This window comes from Propionispora vibrioides, from assembly GCF_900110485.1.
Taxonomy (GTDB): Bacteria; Bacillota; Negativicutes; order Propionisporales; family Propionisporaceae; genus Propionispora; species Propionispora vibrioides.
Genome location: NZ_FODY01000021.1, coordinates 54,594 through 74,818 on the forward strand (window position 1 = coordinate 54,594; position 20,225 = coordinate 74,818).

The following is a 20,225-nucleotide window of genomic DNA, read 5'->3' on the forward strand; positions in this document are numbered from 1 at the left end:
CGGTTGAGAGAGTGGCCGGAAGGGTTGGTAATGGCTGGGGAAATGTGATACTATTAAAAGCGGGTCACGTCCGGCGGCTATGAAAGTGAAACCCGGATATGGCGCTGTCGCGGCTGTCAGAATTTTGGACAGGCGCGGCTTTACAAAGGAGGCGAAACAAATGGTAAGTATGACACTGCAAATATTGCTATTTTCCGTATTTGCAGGTATGTTGGGGGCGGTATTAGGCCTGGGCGGCGGTATTATTGTGACGCCGGTGTTGACACTGCTGTTCGGGATCGATATCCAAATCGCCATCGGCGCTAGCCTGATTTCGGTCATTGCCACCTCCAGCGGGGCGGCCATTGCCTATATCCGGGATAAAATCACCAACATCCGGGTAGGCATGTTTTTAGAGATTGCTACGACGGTGGGAGCTATCACCGGTGCGTTGATTGCCGGTATGATCGCGCCGCAACTGCTGTATATTATTTTCGGCTTGTTGCTTCTCTATTCGGCGTTGGCCATGATGAAAAAGACTAAACAGGAGCTGCCGGAGAATGTTCCTTTGAGCGGGGCGGCTAAGACACTCAAATTACAGGGTGAATACTATGATAAAGCCCTGGACAAGCAGGTCGTTTACAATGTGGACAATGTGCCGGGAGCCTTTGGGGTTATGTATCTGGCCGGCGTGATTTCCGGTTTGTTGGGGATTGGCAGCGGCAGCTTCAAAGTGATGGCCATGGATATGTTCATGAAGCTTCCTCTTAAAGTATCCAGTGCGACCAGTAATTTCATGATGGGAGTAACTGGTGCGGCCAGTGCGGTGATCTACTTATGTCGCGGTGATATCAACCCGGCGGTGTCGGCACCGGTGGCACTGGGCGTTTTGATGGGTTCGACCTTGGGGGCCAGAGTCATGCAGCGGTTAAAAAGCAAGACCATACGAAAGCTGTTTATTCCTGTACTGATCTACATCGCTCTGCAGATGATGGGACAGGGATTGGGGGTTAGAATATGACGACGGACGCAACAAATAGGCAAAAAGACGCCGAAGCTGAACTGCGTGAGGTGGAGCTGTTTGTAAGCAAGGCGCTGCGGTTTGGTGTATTAGTCAGTGCGGTGATTATCCTGTTTGGACTAATCCGGTTCATTCATACCGGGGAAGGCGGTTATCCCGGTCACAGCTATCCGACCAATATCAAGGAGTTTTTTGCCGGAGCCTTGCAGTTAAAGCCTTTTGCCATCATTCAAAGCGGTCTGTTTTGCCTGATTTTGACGCCGGTGCTGCGGGTGGGCGTATCCATTCTGGTGTTTCTTAAGGAAAAAGACTGGCTGTACGTGGGAATTTCCTCGCTTGTTTTTCTGATTCTTCTCAGCAGCCTGCTGTTTGGCAAATAGTATTTTAGGATACAAGAGAGGGATGGTAGCGTGATTCGGCACGAAATGGAAAGGACGGTTATTTCTCAAAACGAGAATAACCGTCCTTTTATATTTTGCAGGTTGATTTTGTGATCAGATTTTGAATTTATGAACCAGTTGGTCCAGTTCATGGGCCAGCTTAGACAAGTGACTGCTGGAAGAGGCGATTTCCTCCATGGAAGCCGACTGTTGTTCGGCGGCAGCCGAGACATTGGCGATTTCTTCCACCGACTGGTTGCCGATTTCATCAATCCGGTTCACGGCGGTGACGACTTCCTGGCTGCCGGCGGCGATTTGCTGAATGGCGGCCGACATGTCGGTGACTTGGGCTGATACCTGACCGACCAGATCGGTAATTTCAGTAAAGGCCTGACCAGCGGTATGAACAGCGGCTGTACCGTTTTTCACTTCATGGGTGCCGTTTTGCATAACCAGTACGGCATGGTCGGTTTCCTGCTGGATTTCGGTAATGAGTTCGGCAATTTGTTTAGCCGAATTCTGTGATTGCTCCGCCAGTTTGCGCACCTCGTCAGCTACCACGGCAAATCCTTTGCCCTGTTCGCCGGCCCGGGCCGCTTCAATGGCGGCATTGAGCGCCAGCAGGTTGGTCTGGCTGGCAATGCTGGCAATGGTGTCAACGATCTGGGTGATTTCTTTGGACCGTTCACCCAGCTTGCTGACCACGGCGGCTGATTCAGTAACTGTGTCAGATATTATTTCCATCTGTCTGATCGCCGCTGTCACTCTCTGACCGCCGTTTGTGGCTGCTGTGGCGGTAGCTTCGCTGGCGGCCGTCACAGCCTGGGTATTGGCGGCGATATGCTGGATGCCTGTGGCCATTTCATTAATGCTGGTCATGGCTGTATCAATGCTGTTAAGCTGATTCTCACTGCCTGCGGCCAGCTTCATGCTGCTTTCGGCAATATGGCCGGAAGCCTGAGCCGACTGCTCGGCGCTGGCGGTGAGCTGCTCGGATGAGGAAGCCACGATTTCGGCGTTAGTACGTAACTGACGGATAATGTCGCGTAAGTTATTTATCATGTAATTGAACCCTTTTGCCAGAGTGGCAAATTCGTCCTTACCTCTTACTTCGGTCTGAACAGTAAGATCGCCCTGCGATAAGGAATTGAATTTTACCGCCAGCTTCTCCAGCGGCCGGGTAATTTGTTTAGCACCAAAGTAGGTGACAGCAATGACGATCAAGACGGACAGTACGGCGATCGCAATAAACAGCCGGCCCAGCGTGGTCAGCGGCTGGTAGATATAGTCCTCCGGTACGCTGATGGCCAAAGTCCAGTTAGTGGATGGAATGGTGTTAAAAATGACCAGCATGTGTTGGCCATTTTCCTGATAGGTTTTAAAAACATTGTTCTTACCGAGAGCGTCCTTCGTCAGGTCGGCCAGGGCTTTAAACTGGCTGTCTTCCAAAATGTTCTTAGACACTACGTTCGGGTCAGGATGAGCCAGCATAAAGCCCTTGCTGTCCAGCAGGAAGGCGTAGCCCTGGCCGTTAACCTTAATTTCGTTAACTGTTTCTACCAGCGTTTGCAGCAGAATATCTTCCGCCATGACCGCCGTGCTTTGACCGTTCGGCGTGGTAAGCGGCAAGGCTACGGATACAACCATTTGTTTGGAATCGGCGTCTATGTAAGGATCGGTGAAGGTGAGTTTTTTATCTTGCATGGCCTGGGTATACCAGGAACGGGTCCGGGGATCGTAATCGGCCGGCGGCGTCCAGCCACTGCCGTCAATCATTTTTCCGTCACTGGTGCCCATATATACGGAGAGAATTCCCTTGTCAATTTTTTGATAGCCTGATAAATGAGGGCCGAGGACGGCGGCGGTTCCGGTTGTGCTTTCAATGGTAGAGGCGGTGGATTCTAAAATCTTGGTTTTGTTAATCAGCCAGCCATCCAGTTGGTGGATTTGCGATTGAGAGGCAAGCGCCAGTTCTTTATGAATTTCTTCATCCAATTGGCTTTTGGTAAAAAAATAGCCTGTGCTTGTGGCAATTAAGAGCATGGCGGCGGACAAAAGTGAAAAAATAAGAATAAGGCGGGTTCTTACAGTCATGACAGTCACCTCTGATATTTTTTTATACTTGCAAAATGTATTCCAAAGTATAGCTGTCTTGCTTATATGTTAGGGATTATTATAGTTCTTGCCAAAGAGATGTTCAAGGCAAAATATGTTATTTTCTGATTAATGATGTCGAATTTTGTATAAAATAAGTCCCCCCCACAGTCGGTCATTAGCTGCTTCTACCAGTGTTTGCAGCAGGATATCCACACGATCGCTGTGCTTTGAGTGTTTGGCGTGGTAAGCGGCAAGGCCACGGATACAACTTTATTACTGGTCGCATCGGTCTGTAATATGTCCGATATGTTGGATGCCTAATCTTTGCAATTCCTTTTTAGTTTCAGCTTCATTAATTAATATAGACATTGCTCTCACCTCCTAATAAAAAGACCGGAATGATGACAAACGTCAATCATTCCGGCCTCCGGTTTTCCAGTTGGTCGTATGCATAAATACGATTTTGTACTGCCAGCAAAAGCGGTTTCTTTCATACGCTGCATGAGCTAGGAATATAAGTGATTCCTATCATATCGTCTATGTAATTGCCTGTCAATAACTATTTGTAAACCTATCGCTCAATATGAAAATTATGTTGCATAAAGGATAAAGCGGTCTCCAATTTTGGATTAATATTTTAACTTTTCCGATATATGATGCAGCTTATATAATTGTCTTAGAAAAAAATACATCCGTGTTTCCTAGGAATCACGGATGTATTTTACTGTTAAACTTTAAATTTATGAATCAATTGGTCAAGTTCTTGAGCCAGCTTGGCTAAATGACTGCTGGAAGAGGCGATTTCCTCCATAGAAGCCGACTGCTGTTCGGCAGCAGCCGAGACATTGGCGATTTCTTCTACCGACTGGTTGCCGATTTCGTCAATCCGGTTCACGGCGGTGACGACTTCCTGACTGCCGGCGGCGATTTGCTGAATGGCGGCCGACATGTCGGTGATTTGGGCCGATACCTGGCTGATCAGGCCGGTAATTTCGGTGAAGGACTGACCGGCGGTGTCAACGGCTTTGGAACCGTTTTTCACTTCGCGGGTGCCGTCCTGCATGACCTGTACGGCCCGGTCGGTTTCCCGTTGAATTTCGGTAATCAGCTCGGCGATCTGTTTGGCCGAATCCTGGGACTGTTCAGCCAGCTTACGAACTTCGTCGGCTACTACGGCAAAGCCGCGGCCCTGTTCACCGGCCCGGGCGGCTTCAATAGCGGCATTGAGGGCCAGCAGGTTGGTCTGACCGGCAATGCTGGAGATGGTGTCGACAATCTGAGTGATTTCCTTGGAGCGTTCGCCTAGCTTGCTAACCACTTCTGCCGACTCCATGACTGTCCGGGAAATGACGTCCATCTGCTGGACCGCGGCTTCCACCGTCTTGCCACCGCTTTGGGCGGCATTGGCAGTGGCTTCACTGGCAGCGGTTACCGACTGGGTATTGGCGGCGATATGCTGAATACCTGCGGCCATTTCATTGATGCTGGTGGTTGCTGCGTCAATGCTGCTGATTTGCTTTTCACTGCCTTCAGCCAGCTTCATACTGCTTTCAGCGATATGAGAGGAAGCCTGAGCCGATTGCTCGGCACTGGCTGTAAGCTGTTCGGAAGAGGAAGCTACAGTTTCGGCATTGGCCCGCAACTGACGGATAATATTATGTAAGTTATTTATCATATAATTAAAGCCCTTGGCTAAAACAGCGAATTCGTCCTCGCCTTTTACTACAGCCTGGACCGTCAAATCGCCTTCCGACAGTGCCTTGAAGTTTCCGGCCAGACTTTCCAGCGGTTGGGTGATTTGCTTGGCAATAAAGTAGGTAACGCCAATAACGATCAGGATGGAGAGGAAGGCGATGCCAATAAACAGCCAGCGCAGCGTGGTCAGAGGCTGGTAGATAAAGTCTTCCGGCACACAAATGACCAGCGTCCAATTGGTAGTGGGCACGGTGTTAAAAACAGCCAGCATGCTTTTGCCATTTTCCTGGTAGGATTTAAAGACATCGTTTTTACCAATAGCGTCTTTCGTCAGGTCGGCCAGGGTCTTGAACTGACTGTCTTCCAGAATATTTTTGGATACCACATTCGGATCGGGATGGGCCAGCATGAAGCCCTTGCTGTCTAACAAATAGGCGTAGCCCTGGCCGTCGAGGTTAATTTGCTTGACCGTATCGACTAAAGTCTGCAACAAAATATCTTCGGCGATGACGGCTTTGACCTGGCCAGTCTCTCCCTTAACCGGCTTGGCTACCGATACCGCCATTTGATTGGTGGTCATGTCCAGATAAGGATCGGTGAAAACCAGTTTGTTTTCGGTGAGGGCCTGTTTATACCAGGGACGTTTGCGGGGATCGTAGTCGGCCGGCAGGGATGAACCGCTGCCGTCAATCATGACGCCGCCTGCTGTGCCGATGTACATGTCGGAAATCTCTTTATCAACCAGTTTGTAGCCCGACATGTGAGCCGGCTGAGCATTATCGCCAACGGTTTTTTGGATGGTCACATCCATATATTCTAAGATTTTGGCCTTGCTAATCAGCCAGCCATCAAGCTTATGTACTTGCGCTTTGGATACATTGTCCAAGGCCGTATATATCTCCTTGGTCAATTGATCCTTGGTAAAAAAATAGCCGGCCCCTGTGGACACAAGAAGAATAGCGGCCGCTAACAATGAAAAAATAAGGATGAGTTTGTTTCTTACGTTCATGATGGTTCACCTCTAAAAATGATTTGTTCCAGTCCTCGTATTGCGGAATGCTTGGAAAGTAAAATTGCCGGTCAATTTGTGCACAGAAAATAGTGAACATAATCACCTCTTTTGTGATATGACCTCTATTATAATAAACCACCGGCAAGTAAACTGCAAAATGCAGTACACTTAGCCGGACGGATTGCTTGCTTTTGTGCAACAAAAAATCAGCCATATGTCCAAACAACTGCGGTATTCTGGCTGATACGTCATTGTATACATGAAAGATATAAAGTTGAGGAAATGCCATAAAGGTATAGAAAACCTTACGTTAATCTTAATTGATAATTCTCCGGCAGTCAACAAAAAATACTAACTTTTGACTGATTTTGTCAAAATATCGCTTCTTTTGTCTGCGTGTGTGCATGATGAGAAGACAGGAGAACATCACGACAGTGTAGAAGTAAACAACAGAATTTACGAGGACTCGAAAAAGAGAGAGGATTTACTGCCCAAGAATATGTACGCAGCAGGACAGATTGAGCCGTAAGGACCGGGTATAGCAGTAGAGTTAGTTTGAGCAGGCCCAATAGGGGGTCTTCGACAAGCTGGATAAAGAGGTATTATCCAAGATTGTCACGCCGGAGTTTGTCCGGATTGTGGAAGAAACCCTGCAAGAGGCGTCTGGAATGTTTTCTGTGCCGGTTGATGCCAAATTTGTCTACAGCCTGGCTTTTGCACATAGAGAGACTGTTTGAGCCTATATCGTCGAAATGATGGATGTCCATTTAAACACAACGACAGCAGAACAACCAATGTCCGTTATAATGGGAGGCGGAAGGCATGAAGATTAGAGAAGCCTATACTTGTCCGTTGGAATTAACGCACGATCTGACCAAGGGGAAATGGAAACCGATCATCCTGTGGCTATTAGGCAAGGAACCGTCGTCCCTTGCCGGGCTTGAGAAAAACATACAGGGCATTAATCAGAAAATGCTGCTGGAACAATTAAAGGAACTTGCCGATATTGGGATGATTGATAAAAAGACCTTTGCCGGCTATCCGTTAAAGGTGGAATATTTTCTTCTGGAGCGGGGCCGGAGAATGCTGGAGGCTATTACCATCATGCAGGGCATCGGCGTCGATCTCATGAGGGAAAACGGCATGGAAGAGGACTTGCGGGCTCAGGGCTTTATGGAATAGACTTACCCACGAAAAAGTGGGTAATATACCACTCTTGGCCACAACGCTATAATGAAGATAACAATATAGTGTAGGAGTGGTTATCGTGCGTAATGTGGAAAAAACGATTGGTAATTTGATTGATAAGCAAAGCATTGCCTTTATCGGATCGGTAGATGACGAAGGGTTCCCCCATATGAAAGCCATGCTGGCACCCCGCCAGCGGGCCGGCCTTAAGGAGTTTTATTTAACGACCAATACCTCGTCCTTACGGGTACGGCAATACAGGGAAAACTCCAAAGCCAGCCTGTATTTTTGCGACAGGCGCTTTTTTCGCGGCGTCATGTTAAAAGGCAGGATGGAAGTACTGGAAGACGCGGCTGCCAAAGCAATGATCTGGCGCGAGGGAGATACGCTGTACTATCCGTTGGGCATCACCGATCCTGATTATTGTGTCCTGAGATTTGTAGCGGAAGCAGGTCGGTATTACAGCAACTTTGCTTCGGAAAGTTTTGTTGTAGAGTAAGATAAGGAGCTTAAGCTGTGGGGAACGGAAGCGATTTTTCGCGAATAAATATCGAAAGCTAAGGACCGGAGTGAATCCGGTCCTTTTTTGTCTGTGTAATTAAAAAACATACTTATCGTATCTGTGTTTTGATGAAGAAAGCTATTTGTAAACCTACTATTTTTCCATAAAGAAGAAATAAAACTATTTATAGGGAAAATATATAAAATCTCCTATACTTTTTAGGCATATTTTGTACGGATAATAAATAGAGGGAGAATTAATTTCTTTTCCGGGAGGGATTTTAGTTAAATAAATCCTTTTCCATATTTGATAAATTTAGCGGGTTAAATTGTAAGGAAAGTATAAAATATACAAATTAATTTAAAATTTAGTAATATTTTACAAATATTACTAAATTATTTACTCTTTATTTAGATAGACTCTGATACTGGAAATAGATTATTAAAATTTAAGGATTTTTCATTTATTTCAGTTTCAGTGAAATTCTGATGGTGACTCAGCCAAATAAGGGGGCGTGTATTGGGACTGGAATATGGGGAACGAGGAACCTCATTAAATTAGAAAACTGAATATATCATGGGTGGTATATTGAATCGATGCTTTAATTGCCATTGAAATGATTGCCAGTATAAAAGACTGCAAGATAGCAGTTTTTTTGTTTTTTTAAGATAACTTTTAGTAGCGTCAGCTTGACATGGTAAGGGTGTAACCGGGAAAGTTCTTTACTAACGCATGTTGGTAAAGCTGTTTCCACCTGTAGCTAGAACAGAGGAGGATTACTATGTATAGTAAATCACAGCCATGCTTGAATCAAAGTGTAGTTGCTACGCCATATGTTTTTTCTGAATATGACGGTCAAGGAATTTTGCATATCATCCGGCGCTATTATGAGCTCCGGAGTGCAGCTGAAATGACGGCGGCGCAATATGAGCATATCAATTACAGCAGCAGCCATAACGGGGGCAAAGACGATATTTTATGCGTGCTGGCCGATATTGATCAGGGGGTGGCCGGGTTGCCGGCACGGCAGATGGCTGTAGTCAGACTATTAAAGCTGGGCTATCTGATTCAAGAGATTGGTAAAATTCTTGGGATTAGCCAGGTGACAGTAAACTATCATATCCGTCAGGCCGGTACTCGGTTAGCCGAATATCTGAATACTTCAGGTAGGGGGAATGGATAAGAATATGGGACGCTATTATACATTAGAAATGCTGGAAGAGTTTTATCGTTATCAAGAGCCACAGCTCTCGGAAGAAGAAGTGCAGAAAAAGGCAAAAGAGTTAAAGCGGGCGTTAAATACATTGGAAATCAGTTGGTCCCGCAGCAATCGACGGTTTTACGAGCACAATCAGCTTCAGGACTTCTTGAAAAATTTTTGATCAATGATCCTAACCTTATTTGGTGTTTTATGTACGTATAAAGAATAGGAGGTGAAATTATGTTTTGTCCATTACTCTGCATCAGACCTGATAACATGCTGGTTTCCGACAACCAGTGCCTAAAGGAGGCATGCTCCTGGTGGGTTGCCGATAATAACACCGGTGCCTGTGCCATCTGCCGGATGGGGGAATATGCCGCCAAACAATAATTCACTAAAAAGGAGTTGATAGCTTGGTTTCCACTTTAAAACTAAGTGACATTGCCGTTAAGTGGCGGAATACGTTACAGGCTAGTACGGCAATTCAAAATTACTGTATGGCGAAATACAGCCGGGCACCGCAAATATATGTCGGTCTCAACGGCAAAAACATGCCGGAAGATGCTGATTGTCCGCTAATTGCTTTGTATCCCGTTGCAAAAACGGAAGGTCTGGAACAGCAGCAATACACCTATAAGCTTTCCGTTGGCTGGGTTATTCTTCAAGATGGAGTGACAACGACCGGCAATCTTACGGAATATTCCGGTGTTGATGAGTGCGACGAACTTGGACAACTGATATATCTGGAACTGGCGGGGTTAAGTGCAGCCAGTCCGATCAGTGAAGTCAACTATAGTATAGAGCCTGTAGCCTATTATCCACGGTTTCCCGGACGTATGGATATCACCCTGAAGATAACGCCGGTCAATGGCTATTCCATTGAATATTAGGAGGTATAACATGACAAGAGCAAAAGGATATCATTCACAATTAGCCCTAGGGTACGAGGCCGCATACGGCACGACACCAGCAGATGTTAAAGGGTATAATATGCCTTTTAATCAGTCGAAAATCGGCATTAAACAAAATCTAATTGAATCCAGCACAATTCGCGGGCGCCGTGACAAGGAACAGCCGGCCATTGGAAATATTGATGTGTCCGGCAGCATTACGCTGCCGGTGGATCAAATCGGCATCGGCTATTGGCTGGCGGCCATGTTTGGCAGTCCGGCAACTACCGGCTCCGGTGATCCCTATACCCATGTTTTTAAAGTAACTGACGGACAACCTTCGCTGGTACTGGAACAGCAATATCCGGATATTGCGACCTATGAAACGTTTAACGGCTGCAAAATTAACAAATTCTCCTTTACTTATGGCGGGGATACCGAACTAACGGCTCAAATGGAACTGTTGGGTGCCCAAAGAACGGTTAATACGACTCCGTTTACCGCAAACCTGACGGAAGTCCCGCTCGTAAAATACAATAACTTTCAAGGCTCGCTGGAAGAAGGAGGCGCGCCGCTGGCTATCGTGACCGAAGCCAACCTGCAGGTCGATTTTGGCCTGGATGGCAATAGCTACGCCATTGGCAGCGGCGGCTGCCGCACCGCCTTACCGGAAGGAACCCTACAGGTCTCCGGCAATATCAAGGCTTTCTTTGAGGATGCAGTGTTGCTGAATAAGGCAATTAACAATACCAAGACATCATTGAACTTCAAATTTACCAACGGAACCCATAGCTTAGGCTTTTTTATGGAGGAAGTGGTTCTTCAACAAACCTCGCCTGGCATTGAGGATGAGAAGGGCATTATCATTAATCTTCCCTTTAAGGCCTTTTACAGCAGCGGTGCTGGCGGCAGTATTTTGGTGGCAACACTAGTTAATAGTTATGCAATATCGTAATTAAATAAAATTAAAACACTTTACGCATCGTTTCTTAATAACGATGCGTAAAATGTTTTAAAGGTTGATTTATCTAAAATAACTAAATTTTACTTGGAACTTTTTATTTTAAATAACTTGAAAATCACAATGGTTTTTAAATAGTTTGTACTAAAACTGATGATTTAAGGAAGAATGATGTAATGAAAATATTTGATTGGGATGTAGGAGCTGCATATAAAGAAGGAAAAGATAAGCTTGAGAATATAGTAGTAAATGAGGCTACTTACGCTAAGAATGTAATAGTAAATGAGGCCACCTACGCTAAAAATGCAATAGTAAATGAGGCTACTTATACTAAAAATGCAGTGGTAAATTATATATATCCAGATTCAAAAAGCAGTCAATCTGGCAGTGGAAATACTTCATGGAATTCTGCTTGGCTACCGACTCAGGAAACCCGTGGAAATTTATTATATCATCTATATAAGGATGACTCCGTTGTATCGGATGAAAAAGGGAATTTATTTGTTCGGATTTTAGGAAATGACTATTATACAACTACAGCGGGTACTAAAGGAGATTGGCTATTACGAAAATACGGATATGAAGATCACGTGGTCTATAGTAATAATGGAGTTCCGTATTTTCGTAATTCAGACGGTGATTGGTATATTTCTTCATTACCAATAAGACCGGTTATCTCAGGGGAAGAATACTATGCTGCACTAGTACAACAAGTAAGAAATGACCACCCGGAGTTGGATGAGGAGCAGCAAAAAGTGTTAGTAGGTGAGACGATATGGAAAAATAATTATCTTGATCTTAGAGACCAAATTGCCCATTGTAGAACTCCGGAAGAAAGAGAAGCGTTAATTAAAGCACATACTGAAGAATTAAAAAAGTATGAAGCATCAGGAATTTCTGTAGCAAAAGATATAAAGGATATTAGAGAGAGACAAGGCATGGGGTCGATAGCCCTAAGCAATGCCGAAATATATGAACAAGATATCCTGATAATAAAGGAGGAAAATCCTGGATTTACTAATGAGCAGGCATCTGCAGAATATGCAAGAAGGATACAGGAGTGGAATGATAGATTTAATAATACACTTTCTGATTTAAAGGCTAGTAGAAATTTATATGAATTACAACAAAAAATAAATTATTATGAAAGCCATGGAGTGCTAAATGCATTTAGACAATCGAATTTAGATGTTGACGGGAAAATAAATGAAATAATAACAGCGCGTAATGAGACAATAGAACGAGATTTAAATTCGATTGGCGTGGTCGGTGCTGTAGATCCTTCTCATAGCATGTTTGCTGATCCTGAGATACTGCTCAGAAATAATACGCTGAATTCAGATATTAAGATAGAGTTTAGTGATGGGATGTTTACTGACCATACTGGAACACCATCTCAAATTCAATTGGATATTGAGGAGGGGTATAATAAGTATTTTGAAGGACTAGAAAAGTTGAGAAACATCCCTTATTATGATTTTGCAATGGGGTATTTGCATGGGCTGGCAGGAGCTGATGGCGCATATAGTGATAGGAGCAATGCATATAAATTTGGTTGGAATCTGTCAAATAATGCGATGGGGGAATTGGCTGGCGCTGCTGCAAAAGTAATAGAGACCGCGCCTCCAATAATTCCAGGACGTGGACCGGCGTTGAGTAGTGAATTTGTTGAGGGGGCAACAATAGCTAGAGTTGCTGCGAAAAACATTCCTAATAATATTTTTTTTAGTAGTTCGAAGGAAAATGATTCTAGTCCATCGAATTTTCAGGAATCAAATAAAAATGATTCTGTTGTTGTAAATTTAAAATATAAAAAGGGATGGACAAAAGAGCAGCGAGCAGAGGCTGATGCAAAAACTGAATTTCTAAATAATTCGAATGCAGTTAAAACAAACCCACAAAGAGGTGGTACATCCGCCTCTTCGAGATATAAGAAAGCTAATGGTGTTGATTCAGTACCTAAAAATTCGGATGTTGATCACAAACTGGATTTACAGCTAGGGGGAGTAGATGAGGTAAGTAATATGTGGACACTTGACAATAGCGTTAATCGAAGCTTAGGTAAGCAAATAAATAATCAGATAAAAGACTTTCTCAATGGAACCAAAATTGATAAGTTTAATATTGATGATTAGGATGATATAAAAATGATGTTTGAAAAATTTTGTAGTGAATTTAAAGTCAATGTGAAGAATGAAGAACCCATTTTGCTTAGTGAAGAATTGGAGATGTATTTTAATAAATCAAATGGCGCAATAGAATTTTTACGACAGTATTCGGGCGAAACATTCAAAGAAGGTTTATATAGAATTCATAAGACAGATCAAATTGCGAAATGGAATGCAATTATAAAGAGTGCTTTTCCTGAAGTCTCAAAAAATATTATATGTTTTTCGTATGACTGGTTAGGTCGTCATTTTGCAATAGATTTTGGAAGATTAGACAAGAATGAACCGTTAATTCTTATGTTAGAGCCAGGGACAGGGGAGGCTCTTGAGATACCCGCAACTTTTATGTCCTTTCATGAAGAGGAATTAGTTGAGTATCAAGAGGCTGTATTAGCGACAGAATTTTTTAAGCAATGGAAAGAGCAAAATGAGGGAATTCTATTGCCCAATAAATGTATTGGATACAAAGTACCTCTTTTTCTAGGTGGAGAAGACTCTTTAGTAAATTTAGAAATGAATGATATGGAAGTGTACTGGGAAATATGTGGACAATTACTAAATAAAGTACGTAATTTGCCATCAGGAACGAAAATGGAGGATATAATCATATCTTAAGTAATTAGGCAGGAAGACTTGGTGTCGCGATATACGATAATTATAAGGATATATTCAATAAAGAACGTGTGAAGTCAATGGAATTATGCTTCGGAAACTCGGAAATAAAGTAATAATTGTGAAATGGCAGCATTTTAAGTGCTGCCATTTCCATTGGGATTTCTTTTCCCAATATAAAAACTAAGGAGGTAGCAGTATGGCACAATTTCCCGATATTCAACAGCCGGTCTATCCGTTTACCACCAAGATCAAGGACCCATCTTTACAAGCTGAGATGGAAAATGGGATGGTTCTGTCCCGGCCCAGGTTTACCAGGGTGCCGCAGATGTTTACTTTGAAATGGACGGCGTTGCCGGCCGCTGATTACACAATCTTGCGTGATTTCTACCGCAATACGGTGTATGGTGGCGGCTTGGTCTTTGATTGGTGTTATCCGGCAGTGGCCGGTGATCCGTATGCCGGCAAGCTGTTTTCTGTTCGTTTTAAAAGTGAGGATATTAGTTTTGATTTGGCGGCGCCGGGCTATTATTCCGGCGCCGTAACACTGCAGGAGGTGTAATATGCTGAACTTATCGGTAGCCGGTATGCTGGAGAAAAGTCAATTGTCCAGTGACGGCGTGTGGCTCTTGCTGGTGGAGGTGATGCTGCCCGATTCGCCTGAGTCGCTGCGGCTGGTCCGCAATAACGAAGACATTAGCTGGAGTGGCCATGCCTGGACAGCCTTTAATTTTAAACTGGGTGATATCACTGAAGACAATAAAGGCAAACCGCAATCCATTCCGCTCCAGATTTCGAATATGACGCAAACCGTCCAGGCCTATGTGGAGGCTAATAGTGGTCTGACCGGTACGACAGTTATTCTGAGAGTGGTTCATTCCCAGCACCTGGACAATGCTTCACCGGAACTGGAAGAGGTCTTTACTGTGCAGTCGACGACTTGTGACAGTCAATGGATCACCTTCTATCTTGGTTGTGAAATATCTATTCAACGGCGTTTTCCTCCCAGGCGAGTGCTAAAAAATTTCTGCGCCTGGCGTGATCAATACAAGGGGATAGAGTGCGGCTATAACGGGTCGTTGGCAGAGTGCGACGGAACGCTGCAAGCTTGCCGCTTGCGAGGTAATTCGGTTCGCTATGGCGGTGAGCCCAGTATTCCCGAAGGAGGCCTCTATGCATAGCATGAATGGAGTTTTTACCGATCTCATCGGTCTTCCTTTTGTCGATGGCGGACGGGATCCGGCTGTCGGGCTGGATTGCTGGGGGTTGTCGACAGAGGTTTTTCGGCGCCATGGCGTGAAATTGCCGGACTACAAGATATCCTGTGAAGAGGCCAGCTTGATTTCTCATAAAGTAAACGAACAAAGACCGCATTGGCGCAGGTGTACCGGGGAAATTCCGGTTCCTGCGCTTGTTGTTATCCGGTTTGCCGTTTACTGTGATCATACCGGGGTGTACATCGGTAACGGCCGGTTTATTCACACTCGCAAAGGGGTCGGCGTTAACATTGATCGTATCGACAGTCCGGCCTGGGTCAAGCGGATTGAAGGCTTCTATGTACCGGAGGTGTTGCCATGATTAGCCTAACGATTCTTAAAAATCCTTTTAACTATAATGAAAAGGAACTACATACCTGCGAATATGTTCCTGGCAAAACAGTGTATGAGTACATTCAGCCTTATGTGATGGGGCTGGAGGAGTATATTGTCAGTGCAAATGGTGATATTGTTGAAAATATCCAAACACAGCAGGTAACCTCCGGTGACTGGCTGGCCGTCTGCCCGGTGGTAGGTAAAAGCGGCAAGGACTGGTTCCGGATGATTGGAACATTAGCATTAGGGTATGCAACAGGATCATTAGCGAAGACATGGGGTGGAAAGTTCTGGGCCAATATGGCGGCGGGAGCTATTGGTATTGCTGGCGGTATGTTGCTGAATCACTGGTTTCCACCGGCAAAAGCGGACCAGGCTACAGTCCAAACCAATTCCTCCTACAACTGGAGTAACGCACAGTCTCAGTCCGGCCAGGGCAATGCCCTGGCCGTTACGTATGGCACGATGCGGACAGCAGGACAGATACTGGCCCAGCATATATCCAGTAATGATGAGGAGCAATACATGAATATTTTACTATGCGGCGGCGAAGGACCGATTGACAGCATCAGTGACATTCGCATTAACGACAATCCTGTTTCCTACTACAAGGATGTAGTTGTTGAAACCCGGTTGGGTGCGAATGACCAGTCGGCCATTGCCAACTTTAATGATACCTATGATGATCAGCCATTGGCCTACGAATTGAACGCTGATAATACTTGGGCTACACAGCAGACGGAAGGGAATGCCGTGCAAGGGCTGGAAGTCACGTTGCAATTTCCTGGCGGCTTGTATTACATCAATGACAACAGCAGTCTGGGCAATGCCTCGGTTACGGTAAAGCTACAGTACCGCAAGGTTGGAGATACGAATTGGAATGATTTTACGACTGCGGTTATTACGGCAGCTAAGAATACCGAATTTTTCCGTACGTATCGCTTGGATCATCTTAGTGCCGCCCAGTATGAGGTGAGAGCCCAGTGCACCGCCAAAAGCGGCACCACCACCCGGCACTCCACCAGGGTCTATTGGTCTCAATTATCAAGCATTATGTATGACGATTTTGCCCGTCCCGGCAAAGTGCTGATCGGCATTAAAGCGCTAGCTACCAGTCAATTGAGCGGCGGAACACCGGTTGTGACCTGGCTGCAGACGCGCAGCCAGGTCTGGGTGTGGAATCCGGAAAGCAATGCCTACGAACAGAAGGCGGCCAGCAATCCGGCCTGGGCAGCTTATGATATGATACACCGTTGCCGACAGATCAAAAATATCCATACCGGTAATAACGAGTTTGTGGTGCAGGGGGCCCCGGCAGCGCGGGCCATGTATCAGGATTTTGTCCGGTGGGCAGCTTTTTGCGATGACCGGAAGCTGACATTTGATTATATTTTCGATACGGCAAACGACCTTTGGTCGTTACTACAGAAGCCGGAAGGGGTTGGACGGGGTAAAGTGATCATGCGGGGCACCAAGTTCGGCTGCGTCTGCGACGCACCCGGTGAGCCAGTGCAACTGTTCACGGTGGGTAATATTCTGACCGACAAGTTTAAGGAAACTTTCGTCAGCCTAAAGGACCGGGCCAATGCGATCGAAGTGTCTTTCTCCAATAAAAACAAGGCTTATGAGAAGGAAATCATTACGGTTTACGCCGACGATTATGAGAAGGCGGACGGGCCGAACATTACCCAGATTACGCTAGATGGTGCTACTACGGTTGAACAAGCTTACCGGGAAGCCAAATACCGGCTGCGGCTTAATCAACATCTGGTACGGACGGTGGAACATAGTGCAGACATTGATGCCATCGCCTGTCAGATTAATGATGTGGTACTATTGGCTCATGATGTGCCGCAGTGGGGCTTTTCCGGGCGTTTGCTTGAGGCGACGAAGACTACCCTGACACTCGACCGGGAAGTCACTTTGGAACCAGGAAAATCATATGCGGTGGCTCTCCAAGTTACCAATCCGGCGGCACGGACCAGCCAGGAAGTGCAAAGCCTGGTGACGGTAGCGGTACAAGGAGTAACAGAGGAAACGGTTACTAATGTCATTACCCTGGCTAGTCCGTTGTCAACAGTTCCTATGAAGTGGGATCTCTATAGCTTCGGGGAAACGAACAAGGTGGTCAAGCCCTTCCAGGTACTTAATATTAGCCGGGATCAGGATTTACGGCGTAAAATTACCTGCCTGGAATATATTGAAGACATTTATAAGGAAACAGCGGACATACCGGACATCAACTATAGTGCGCTGGATACAACGGTCGAGGTTAGACAGGTCAGCGTTGCCGAAGAAACGTACCGGCAAAAGGATGGAACTATGATATCTAACCTCAATGTTTCCTGGAATATTCCTCGTACTACGGCAATTAGTAGCTATAAGGTCCTCTACAGCGACGACAACGGTTCCACTTGGACCGAGTGGCGTACTGGCCTGATTACGCAAAGTACGACTATTTCCGGTGTGAAAACGGCAACCACATATTTGGTGAAGGTTTGCACTATCAATAGTTTTGGTGTTGTATCCAAAGGGGTACAGGCGTCGATCTATGTAGCCGGCAAAGACCTGCCGCCAACGGATGTGGCCGGCTTAGCCGCCTCGCTTGATGTTGTCGATGTAACTAAGGTTAAGCTGTCGTGGCCGGCGGTAGCCGATATTGATTTGGCTGGCTACCGGATCAGAGAAGGGGCGACAGTCCTGGAAAATCTGGCGCAGATTACCACCTATTCCTACGCGGCAACTGAAAGTCGTGCCTATACCTTTTCGGTTACGGCAGTGGATAACTCGGGCAATGAGTCTGTCGTTGCCGCTGCAGCAACAGTGCAGGTGACGGTGGAGCCATCCGTTGTGCAGGGATTCGTTATCAATCAGCGTTTATCTGATCGTAGTTACGTGGATATGACCTGGAAGGCAAATGCTGATGCCGGTTTATCCCATTATGAAATTCGCATGAGCGATAAGGAGGACTGGGATTCGGCCCAAGTTATTGCCAGTCAGCTTAAAGCCACCAGTTTTAGTTATCAGCTTGCAGTAGAGGGTTATACCTATTTCTTTATCAAAGCGGTTAATTCCAGCGGCTATTACAGCAAAAACGCAGCCGAAGCTGCACTGCAGGTGGTCTTGAAGCCGGATGCGGTTTCCCAGCTTACGGCTGTTCAAAGCGCAAAAGATAAAAGCATGATTCTTTTAACCTGGGACGCGGTAAAGGGAGAAGATATTGCCGGCTATCGGGTAACAACCAAGGATGGCGCCTATATGACTAAAGAGCTTACTTACCGCTATGAGGCGAGGGAAGATGTGACCTATATGTTTGCCGTGCAGGCTGTTACGATAGCTGGATATGTCTCCAAAACCACAAACTGCAGCCTCGCAGTAACTATAGCGGCAGAGGATGTGAACGGACTGACCGTACAGCAATCCGGTACTGACCGGACAAAGGTGATTCTAACCTGGGCTGCACCGGCAGAACTGGATGTGGCGTACTACATCATTAAGGCAGGAACGGCATGGGAAACAGCTTCTGTTTTGGCAACACGGATTACCGGCACCCGTTTTGAAACGTCGGTCACTGAGGAAACGGAGCAAACTTTTTTAATTAAGGCGGTTACCCTGGCCGGAAACGAGAGTCAATATCCGGCTCAGGTCAGCGGCATATTCAATCTCCATCCTGATCCGGTGACCAATCTGGTGGTAACCCAGTCGGCTACAGATACGTCGGTGCTGAACATTGCCTGGACAGGCATACTGGAAAGTGACCTGGCTTATTATGACGTACGCGTAGGAAGTTCCTGGGAGGAAGCTGTTCCCATTGCAACCACGCAGGAAACAAGCTGTACTTATACGGTACGGGCCAGTGGGGCGGTGAAAATATTAATAAAAGCGATGAATGTGGCTAAGTTTTACTCCGATGAGACTGTAGCTACACTGTATTGTACGGTGGAACCGGCAGCGATCAGCAATTTTCGGGTATACCAAAATGGGGCTTACGTGGAACTCTACTGGGACAAAGCGGTTGAGACCGATGTGACCGGGTATGAAATCCGGGAAGGATCAGGTTTTAGTGGTGGTTCCCTGGTAGTAACAGGGCAGACGACAACTAGCTATAAGTATATGGTTGACACCGAACGAATGTACCGGTATCACATAAAAGCCATCAATAAAGGCGGCTTTTACAGCATAACAGCGGCCAATGCTAATGTTCTGGTGGACGACTTGCCGGCAAGAAATGTGATCGAAGCCTTCGATGAGTTTGCACTGCAATCCGGGACGCACGACAATACTGCCTTTCAGACCTCGCAATACAAGTTTAGCAATCTAGGTGGTAAATTTAGCGACTATCCGACGACGCGGTTTAGTGAAATTGGCGGTTCCACCGTGCTGACTTTGGCGAAAAATGATTCAGAGTACTGTTCTAGTGGTACATATACTTGTAAACAACTGGATATTGGGCAAACGCTGACAGCTAATATAACGTCGTATTTTGTTTCTTCTGTGTTCATGGTGCCGGGGACCTCTGCAACATTGCAGTACAGAACAAGCCGGGATGGCAGTGCATTTACTGAGTGGCAGGACTTTACCACTGTTCAGGCCACGTTCCGCTATCTGGAATTCCGGGTCCTGCTGGCTACTACGGATATCGCTAAAACGCCGGAAGTTAACCATCTGGTTATTTCAGTGGATGTGCCGGAGAGCGAGCTGTGTGTCACGGCTGATATAGCTGCCGGTGGAACTACAATACCGTATGGGCGGACTTTTTACACAGTTCCGGTAGTGACACCTACCGCAGTTGGCGAGGACCTGCATGCACAGGTGATAGAAAAAAATACCACAGGAGCAACCATTAAAGTAAAAGACTCTTCCAACAACGATGTCGGTGGAACGGTGGATCTACTGATCAGGGGATACTAAATATTTTTATGAGGTG

Annotated in this window: 17 protein-coding genes; 15 read left to right on the forward strand and 2 right to left on the reverse strand. The window is 45.9% G+C overall.

What is annotated here, in order from left to right; genetic code table 11:
- The first annotated feature begins 160 nt into the window (after nt 1-160).
- Nucleotides 161-1,000: a sulfite exporter TauE/SafE family protein gene (locus BMW43_RS15275; RefSeq protein WP_091749467.1), complete on the forward strand. Its 840-nt coding sequence runs from the start codon at nt 161-163 to the stop codon at nt 998-1,000.
- A complete protein-coding gene (locus BMW43_RS15280; RefSeq protein ID WP_091749471.1) occupies nt 997-1,380 on the forward strand; it encodes a DUF1634 domain-containing protein in 384 nt (127 codons plus the stop codon). The genes BMW43_RS15275 and BMW43_RS15280 overlap by 4 nt, the downstream gene beginning before the upstream one ends.
- 114 nt (nt 1,381-1,494) lie before the next feature.
- On the opposite strand, the gene BMW43_RS15285 is transcribed toward BMW43_RS15280, so the two are convergent.
- Together BMW43_RS15285 and BMW43_RS15290 are read right to left on the reverse strand one after the other, a co-directional pair.
- Nucleotides 1,495-3,474 (reverse strand): methyl-accepting chemotaxis protein, encoded by a 1,980-nt coding sequence (locus BMW43_RS15285; RefSeq protein ID WP_091749474.1) that lies wholly within the window; start codon nt 3,472-3,474, stop codon nt 1,495-1,497.
- Between the two features lie 730 nt (nt 3,475-4,204).
- Nucleotides 4,205-6,181: a methyl-accepting chemotaxis protein gene (locus tag BMW43_RS15290; protein ID WP_091749477.1), complete on the reverse strand. Its 1,977-nt coding sequence runs from the start codon at nt 6,179-6,181 to the stop codon at nt 4,205-4,207.
- 825 nt (nt 6,182-7,006) lie between these two features.
- On the opposite strand from BMW43_RS15290, the gene BMW43_RS15295 reads away from it, so the two are divergent.
- The 13 genes from BMW43_RS15295 to BMW43_RS15350 all read left to right on the forward strand — a co-directional run bounded on the left by BMW43_RS15295 (nt 7,007) and on the right by BMW43_RS15350 (nt 20,209).
- A complete protein-coding gene (locus tag BMW43_RS15295; RefSeq protein WP_091749480.1) occupies nt 7,007-7,366 on the forward strand; it encodes a winged helix-turn-helix transcriptional regulator in 360 nt (119 codons plus the stop codon).
- A gap of 85 nt (nt 7,367-7,451) precedes the next feature.
- Nucleotides 7,452-7,871 carry a pyridoxamine 5'-phosphate oxidase family protein gene (locus BMW43_RS15300; RefSeq protein WP_091749483.1) on the forward strand — a complete coding sequence of 140 codons (420 nt, stop codon included), beginning with the start codon at nt 7,452-7,454 and terminating at the stop codon, nt 7,869-7,871.
- Between the two features lie 784 nt (nt 7,872-8,655).
- Nucleotides 8,656-9,057: a LuxR C-terminal-related transcriptional regulator gene (locus BMW43_RS15305; RefSeq protein ID WP_091749485.1), complete on the forward strand. Its 402-nt coding sequence runs from the start codon at nt 8,656-8,658 to the stop codon at nt 9,055-9,057.
- Nucleotides 9,058-9,061: 4 nt separating this feature from the next.
- On the forward strand, nt 9,062-9,256 hold the full coding sequence (locus BMW43_RS15310) for a hypothetical protein (RefSeq protein ID WP_143050637.1): 195 nt from the start codon (nt 9,062-9,064) through the stop codon (nt 9,254-9,256).
- Between the two features lie 59 nt (nt 9,257-9,315).
- Complete coding sequence (locus BMW43_RS21220) at nt 9,316-9,465, forward strand: hypothetical protein (RefSeq protein WP_177173620.1); 150 nt, start codon at nt 9,316-9,318, stop codon at nt 9,463-9,465.
- Nucleotides 9,466-9,488: 23 nt separating this feature from the next.
- Nucleotides 9,489-9,965 (forward strand): hypothetical protein, encoded by a 477-nt coding sequence (locus tag BMW43_RS15315; protein ID WP_091749491.1) that lies wholly within the window; start codon nt 9,489-9,491, stop codon nt 9,963-9,965.
- 10 nt (nt 9,966-9,975) lie between these two features.
- On the forward strand, nt 9,976-10,920 hold the full coding sequence (locus BMW43_RS15320; protein ID WP_091749494.1) for a phage tail tube protein: 945 nt from the start codon (nt 9,976-9,978) through the stop codon (nt 10,918-10,920).
- A 182-nt stretch (nt 10,921-11,102) separates the two neighbouring features.
- Nucleotides 11,103-13,061, forward strand: coding sequence for a hypothetical protein (locus tag BMW43_RS15325; RefSeq protein WP_091749497.1), 1,959 nt, complete (start codon nt 11,103-11,105; stop codon nt 13,059-13,061).
- Between the two features lie 12 nt (nt 13,062-13,073).
- Nucleotides 13,074-13,709, forward strand: coding sequence for a T6SS immunity protein Tdi1 domain-containing protein (locus tag BMW43_RS15330; protein ID WP_091749500.1), 636 nt, complete (start codon nt 13,074-13,076; stop codon nt 13,707-13,709).
- 196 nt (nt 13,710-13,905) lie between these two features.
- A complete protein-coding gene (locus BMW43_RS15335) occupies nt 13,906-14,268 on the forward strand; it encodes a hypothetical protein (protein WP_091749503.1) in 363 nt (120 codons plus the stop codon).
- 1 nt (nt 14,269) lies between these two features.
- On the forward strand, nt 14,270-14,887 hold the full coding sequence (locus tag BMW43_RS15340) for a DUF1833 family protein (protein ID WP_091749506.1): 618 nt from the start codon (nt 14,270-14,272) through the stop codon (nt 14,885-14,887).
- Nucleotides 14,880-15,284 carry a C40 family peptidase gene (locus BMW43_RS15345; protein ID WP_091749509.1) on the forward strand — a complete coding sequence of 135 codons (405 nt, stop codon included), beginning with the start codon at nt 14,880-14,882 and terminating at the stop codon, nt 15,282-15,284. The genes BMW43_RS15340 and BMW43_RS15345 overlap by 8 nt, the downstream gene beginning before the upstream one ends.
- On the forward strand, nt 15,281-20,209 hold the full coding sequence (locus BMW43_RS15350) for a host specificity factor TipJ family phage tail protein (protein ID WP_091749512.1): 4,929 nt from the start codon (nt 15,281-15,283) through the stop codon (nt 20,207-20,209). Before BMW43_RS15345 ends, BMW43_RS15350 begins: the two co-directional genes overlap by 4 nt.
- Nucleotides 20,210-20,225: the final 16 nt, after the last annotated feature.

Excerpts from the sequence above, each read along its gene's own strand:
- BMW43_RS15275 (WP_091749467.1), top strand. The coding sequence starts at position 161 with ATGGTAAGTATGACACTGCAAATATTGCTATTTTCCGTATTTGCAGGT.
- BMW43_RS15280 (WP_091749471.1), top strand. The coding sequence starts at position 997 with ATGACGACGGACGCAACAAATAGGCAAAAAGACGCCGAAGCTGAACTG.
- BMW43_RS15285 (WP_091749474.1), bottom strand. The coding sequence starts at position 3,474 with ATGACTGTAAGAACCCGCCTTATTCTTATTTTTTCACTTTTGTCCGCC.
- BMW43_RS15290 (WP_091749477.1), bottom strand. The coding sequence starts at position 6,181 with ATGAACGTAAGAAACAAACTCATCCTTATTTTTTCATTGTTAGCGGCC.
- BMW43_RS15295 (WP_091749480.1), top strand. The coding sequence starts at position 7,007 with ATGAAGATTAGAGAAGCCTATACTTGTCCGTTGGAATTAACGCACGAT.
- BMW43_RS15305 (WP_091749485.1), top strand. The coding sequence starts at position 8,656 with ATGTATAGTAAATCACAGCCATGCTTGAATCAAAGTGTAGTTGCTACG.
- BMW43_RS15310 (WP_143050637.1), top strand. The coding sequence starts at position 9,062 with ATGGGACGCTATTATACATTAGAAATGCTGGAAGAGTTTTATCGTTAT.
- BMW43_RS21220 (WP_177173620.1), top strand. The coding sequence starts at position 9,316 with ATGTTTTGTCCATTACTCTGCATCAGACCTGATAACATGCTGGTTTCC.
- BMW43_RS15320 (WP_091749494.1), top strand. The coding sequence starts at position 9,976 with ATGACAAGAGCAAAAGGATATCATTCACAATTAGCCCTAGGGTACGAG.
- BMW43_RS15325 (WP_091749497.1), top strand. The coding sequence starts at position 11,103 with ATGAAAATATTTGATTGGGATGTAGGAGCTGCATATAAAGAAGGAAAA.
- BMW43_RS15330 (WP_091749500.1), top strand. The coding sequence starts at position 13,074 with ATGATGTTTGAAAAATTTTGTAGTGAATTTAAAGTCAATGTGAAGAAT.
- BMW43_RS15335 (WP_091749503.1), top strand. The coding sequence starts at position 13,906 with ATGGCACAATTTCCCGATATTCAACAGCCGGTCTATCCGTTTACCACC.
- BMW43_RS15340 (WP_091749506.1), top strand. The coding sequence starts at position 14,270 with ATGCTGAACTTATCGGTAGCCGGTATGCTGGAGAAAAGTCAATTGTCC.
- BMW43_RS15345 (WP_091749509.1), top strand. The coding sequence starts at position 14,880 with ATGCATAGCATGAATGGAGTTTTTACCGATCTCATCGGTCTTCCTTTT.
- BMW43_RS15350 (WP_091749512.1), top strand. The coding sequence starts at position 15,281 with ATGATTAGCCTAACGATTCTTAAAAATCCTTTTAACTATAATGAAAAG.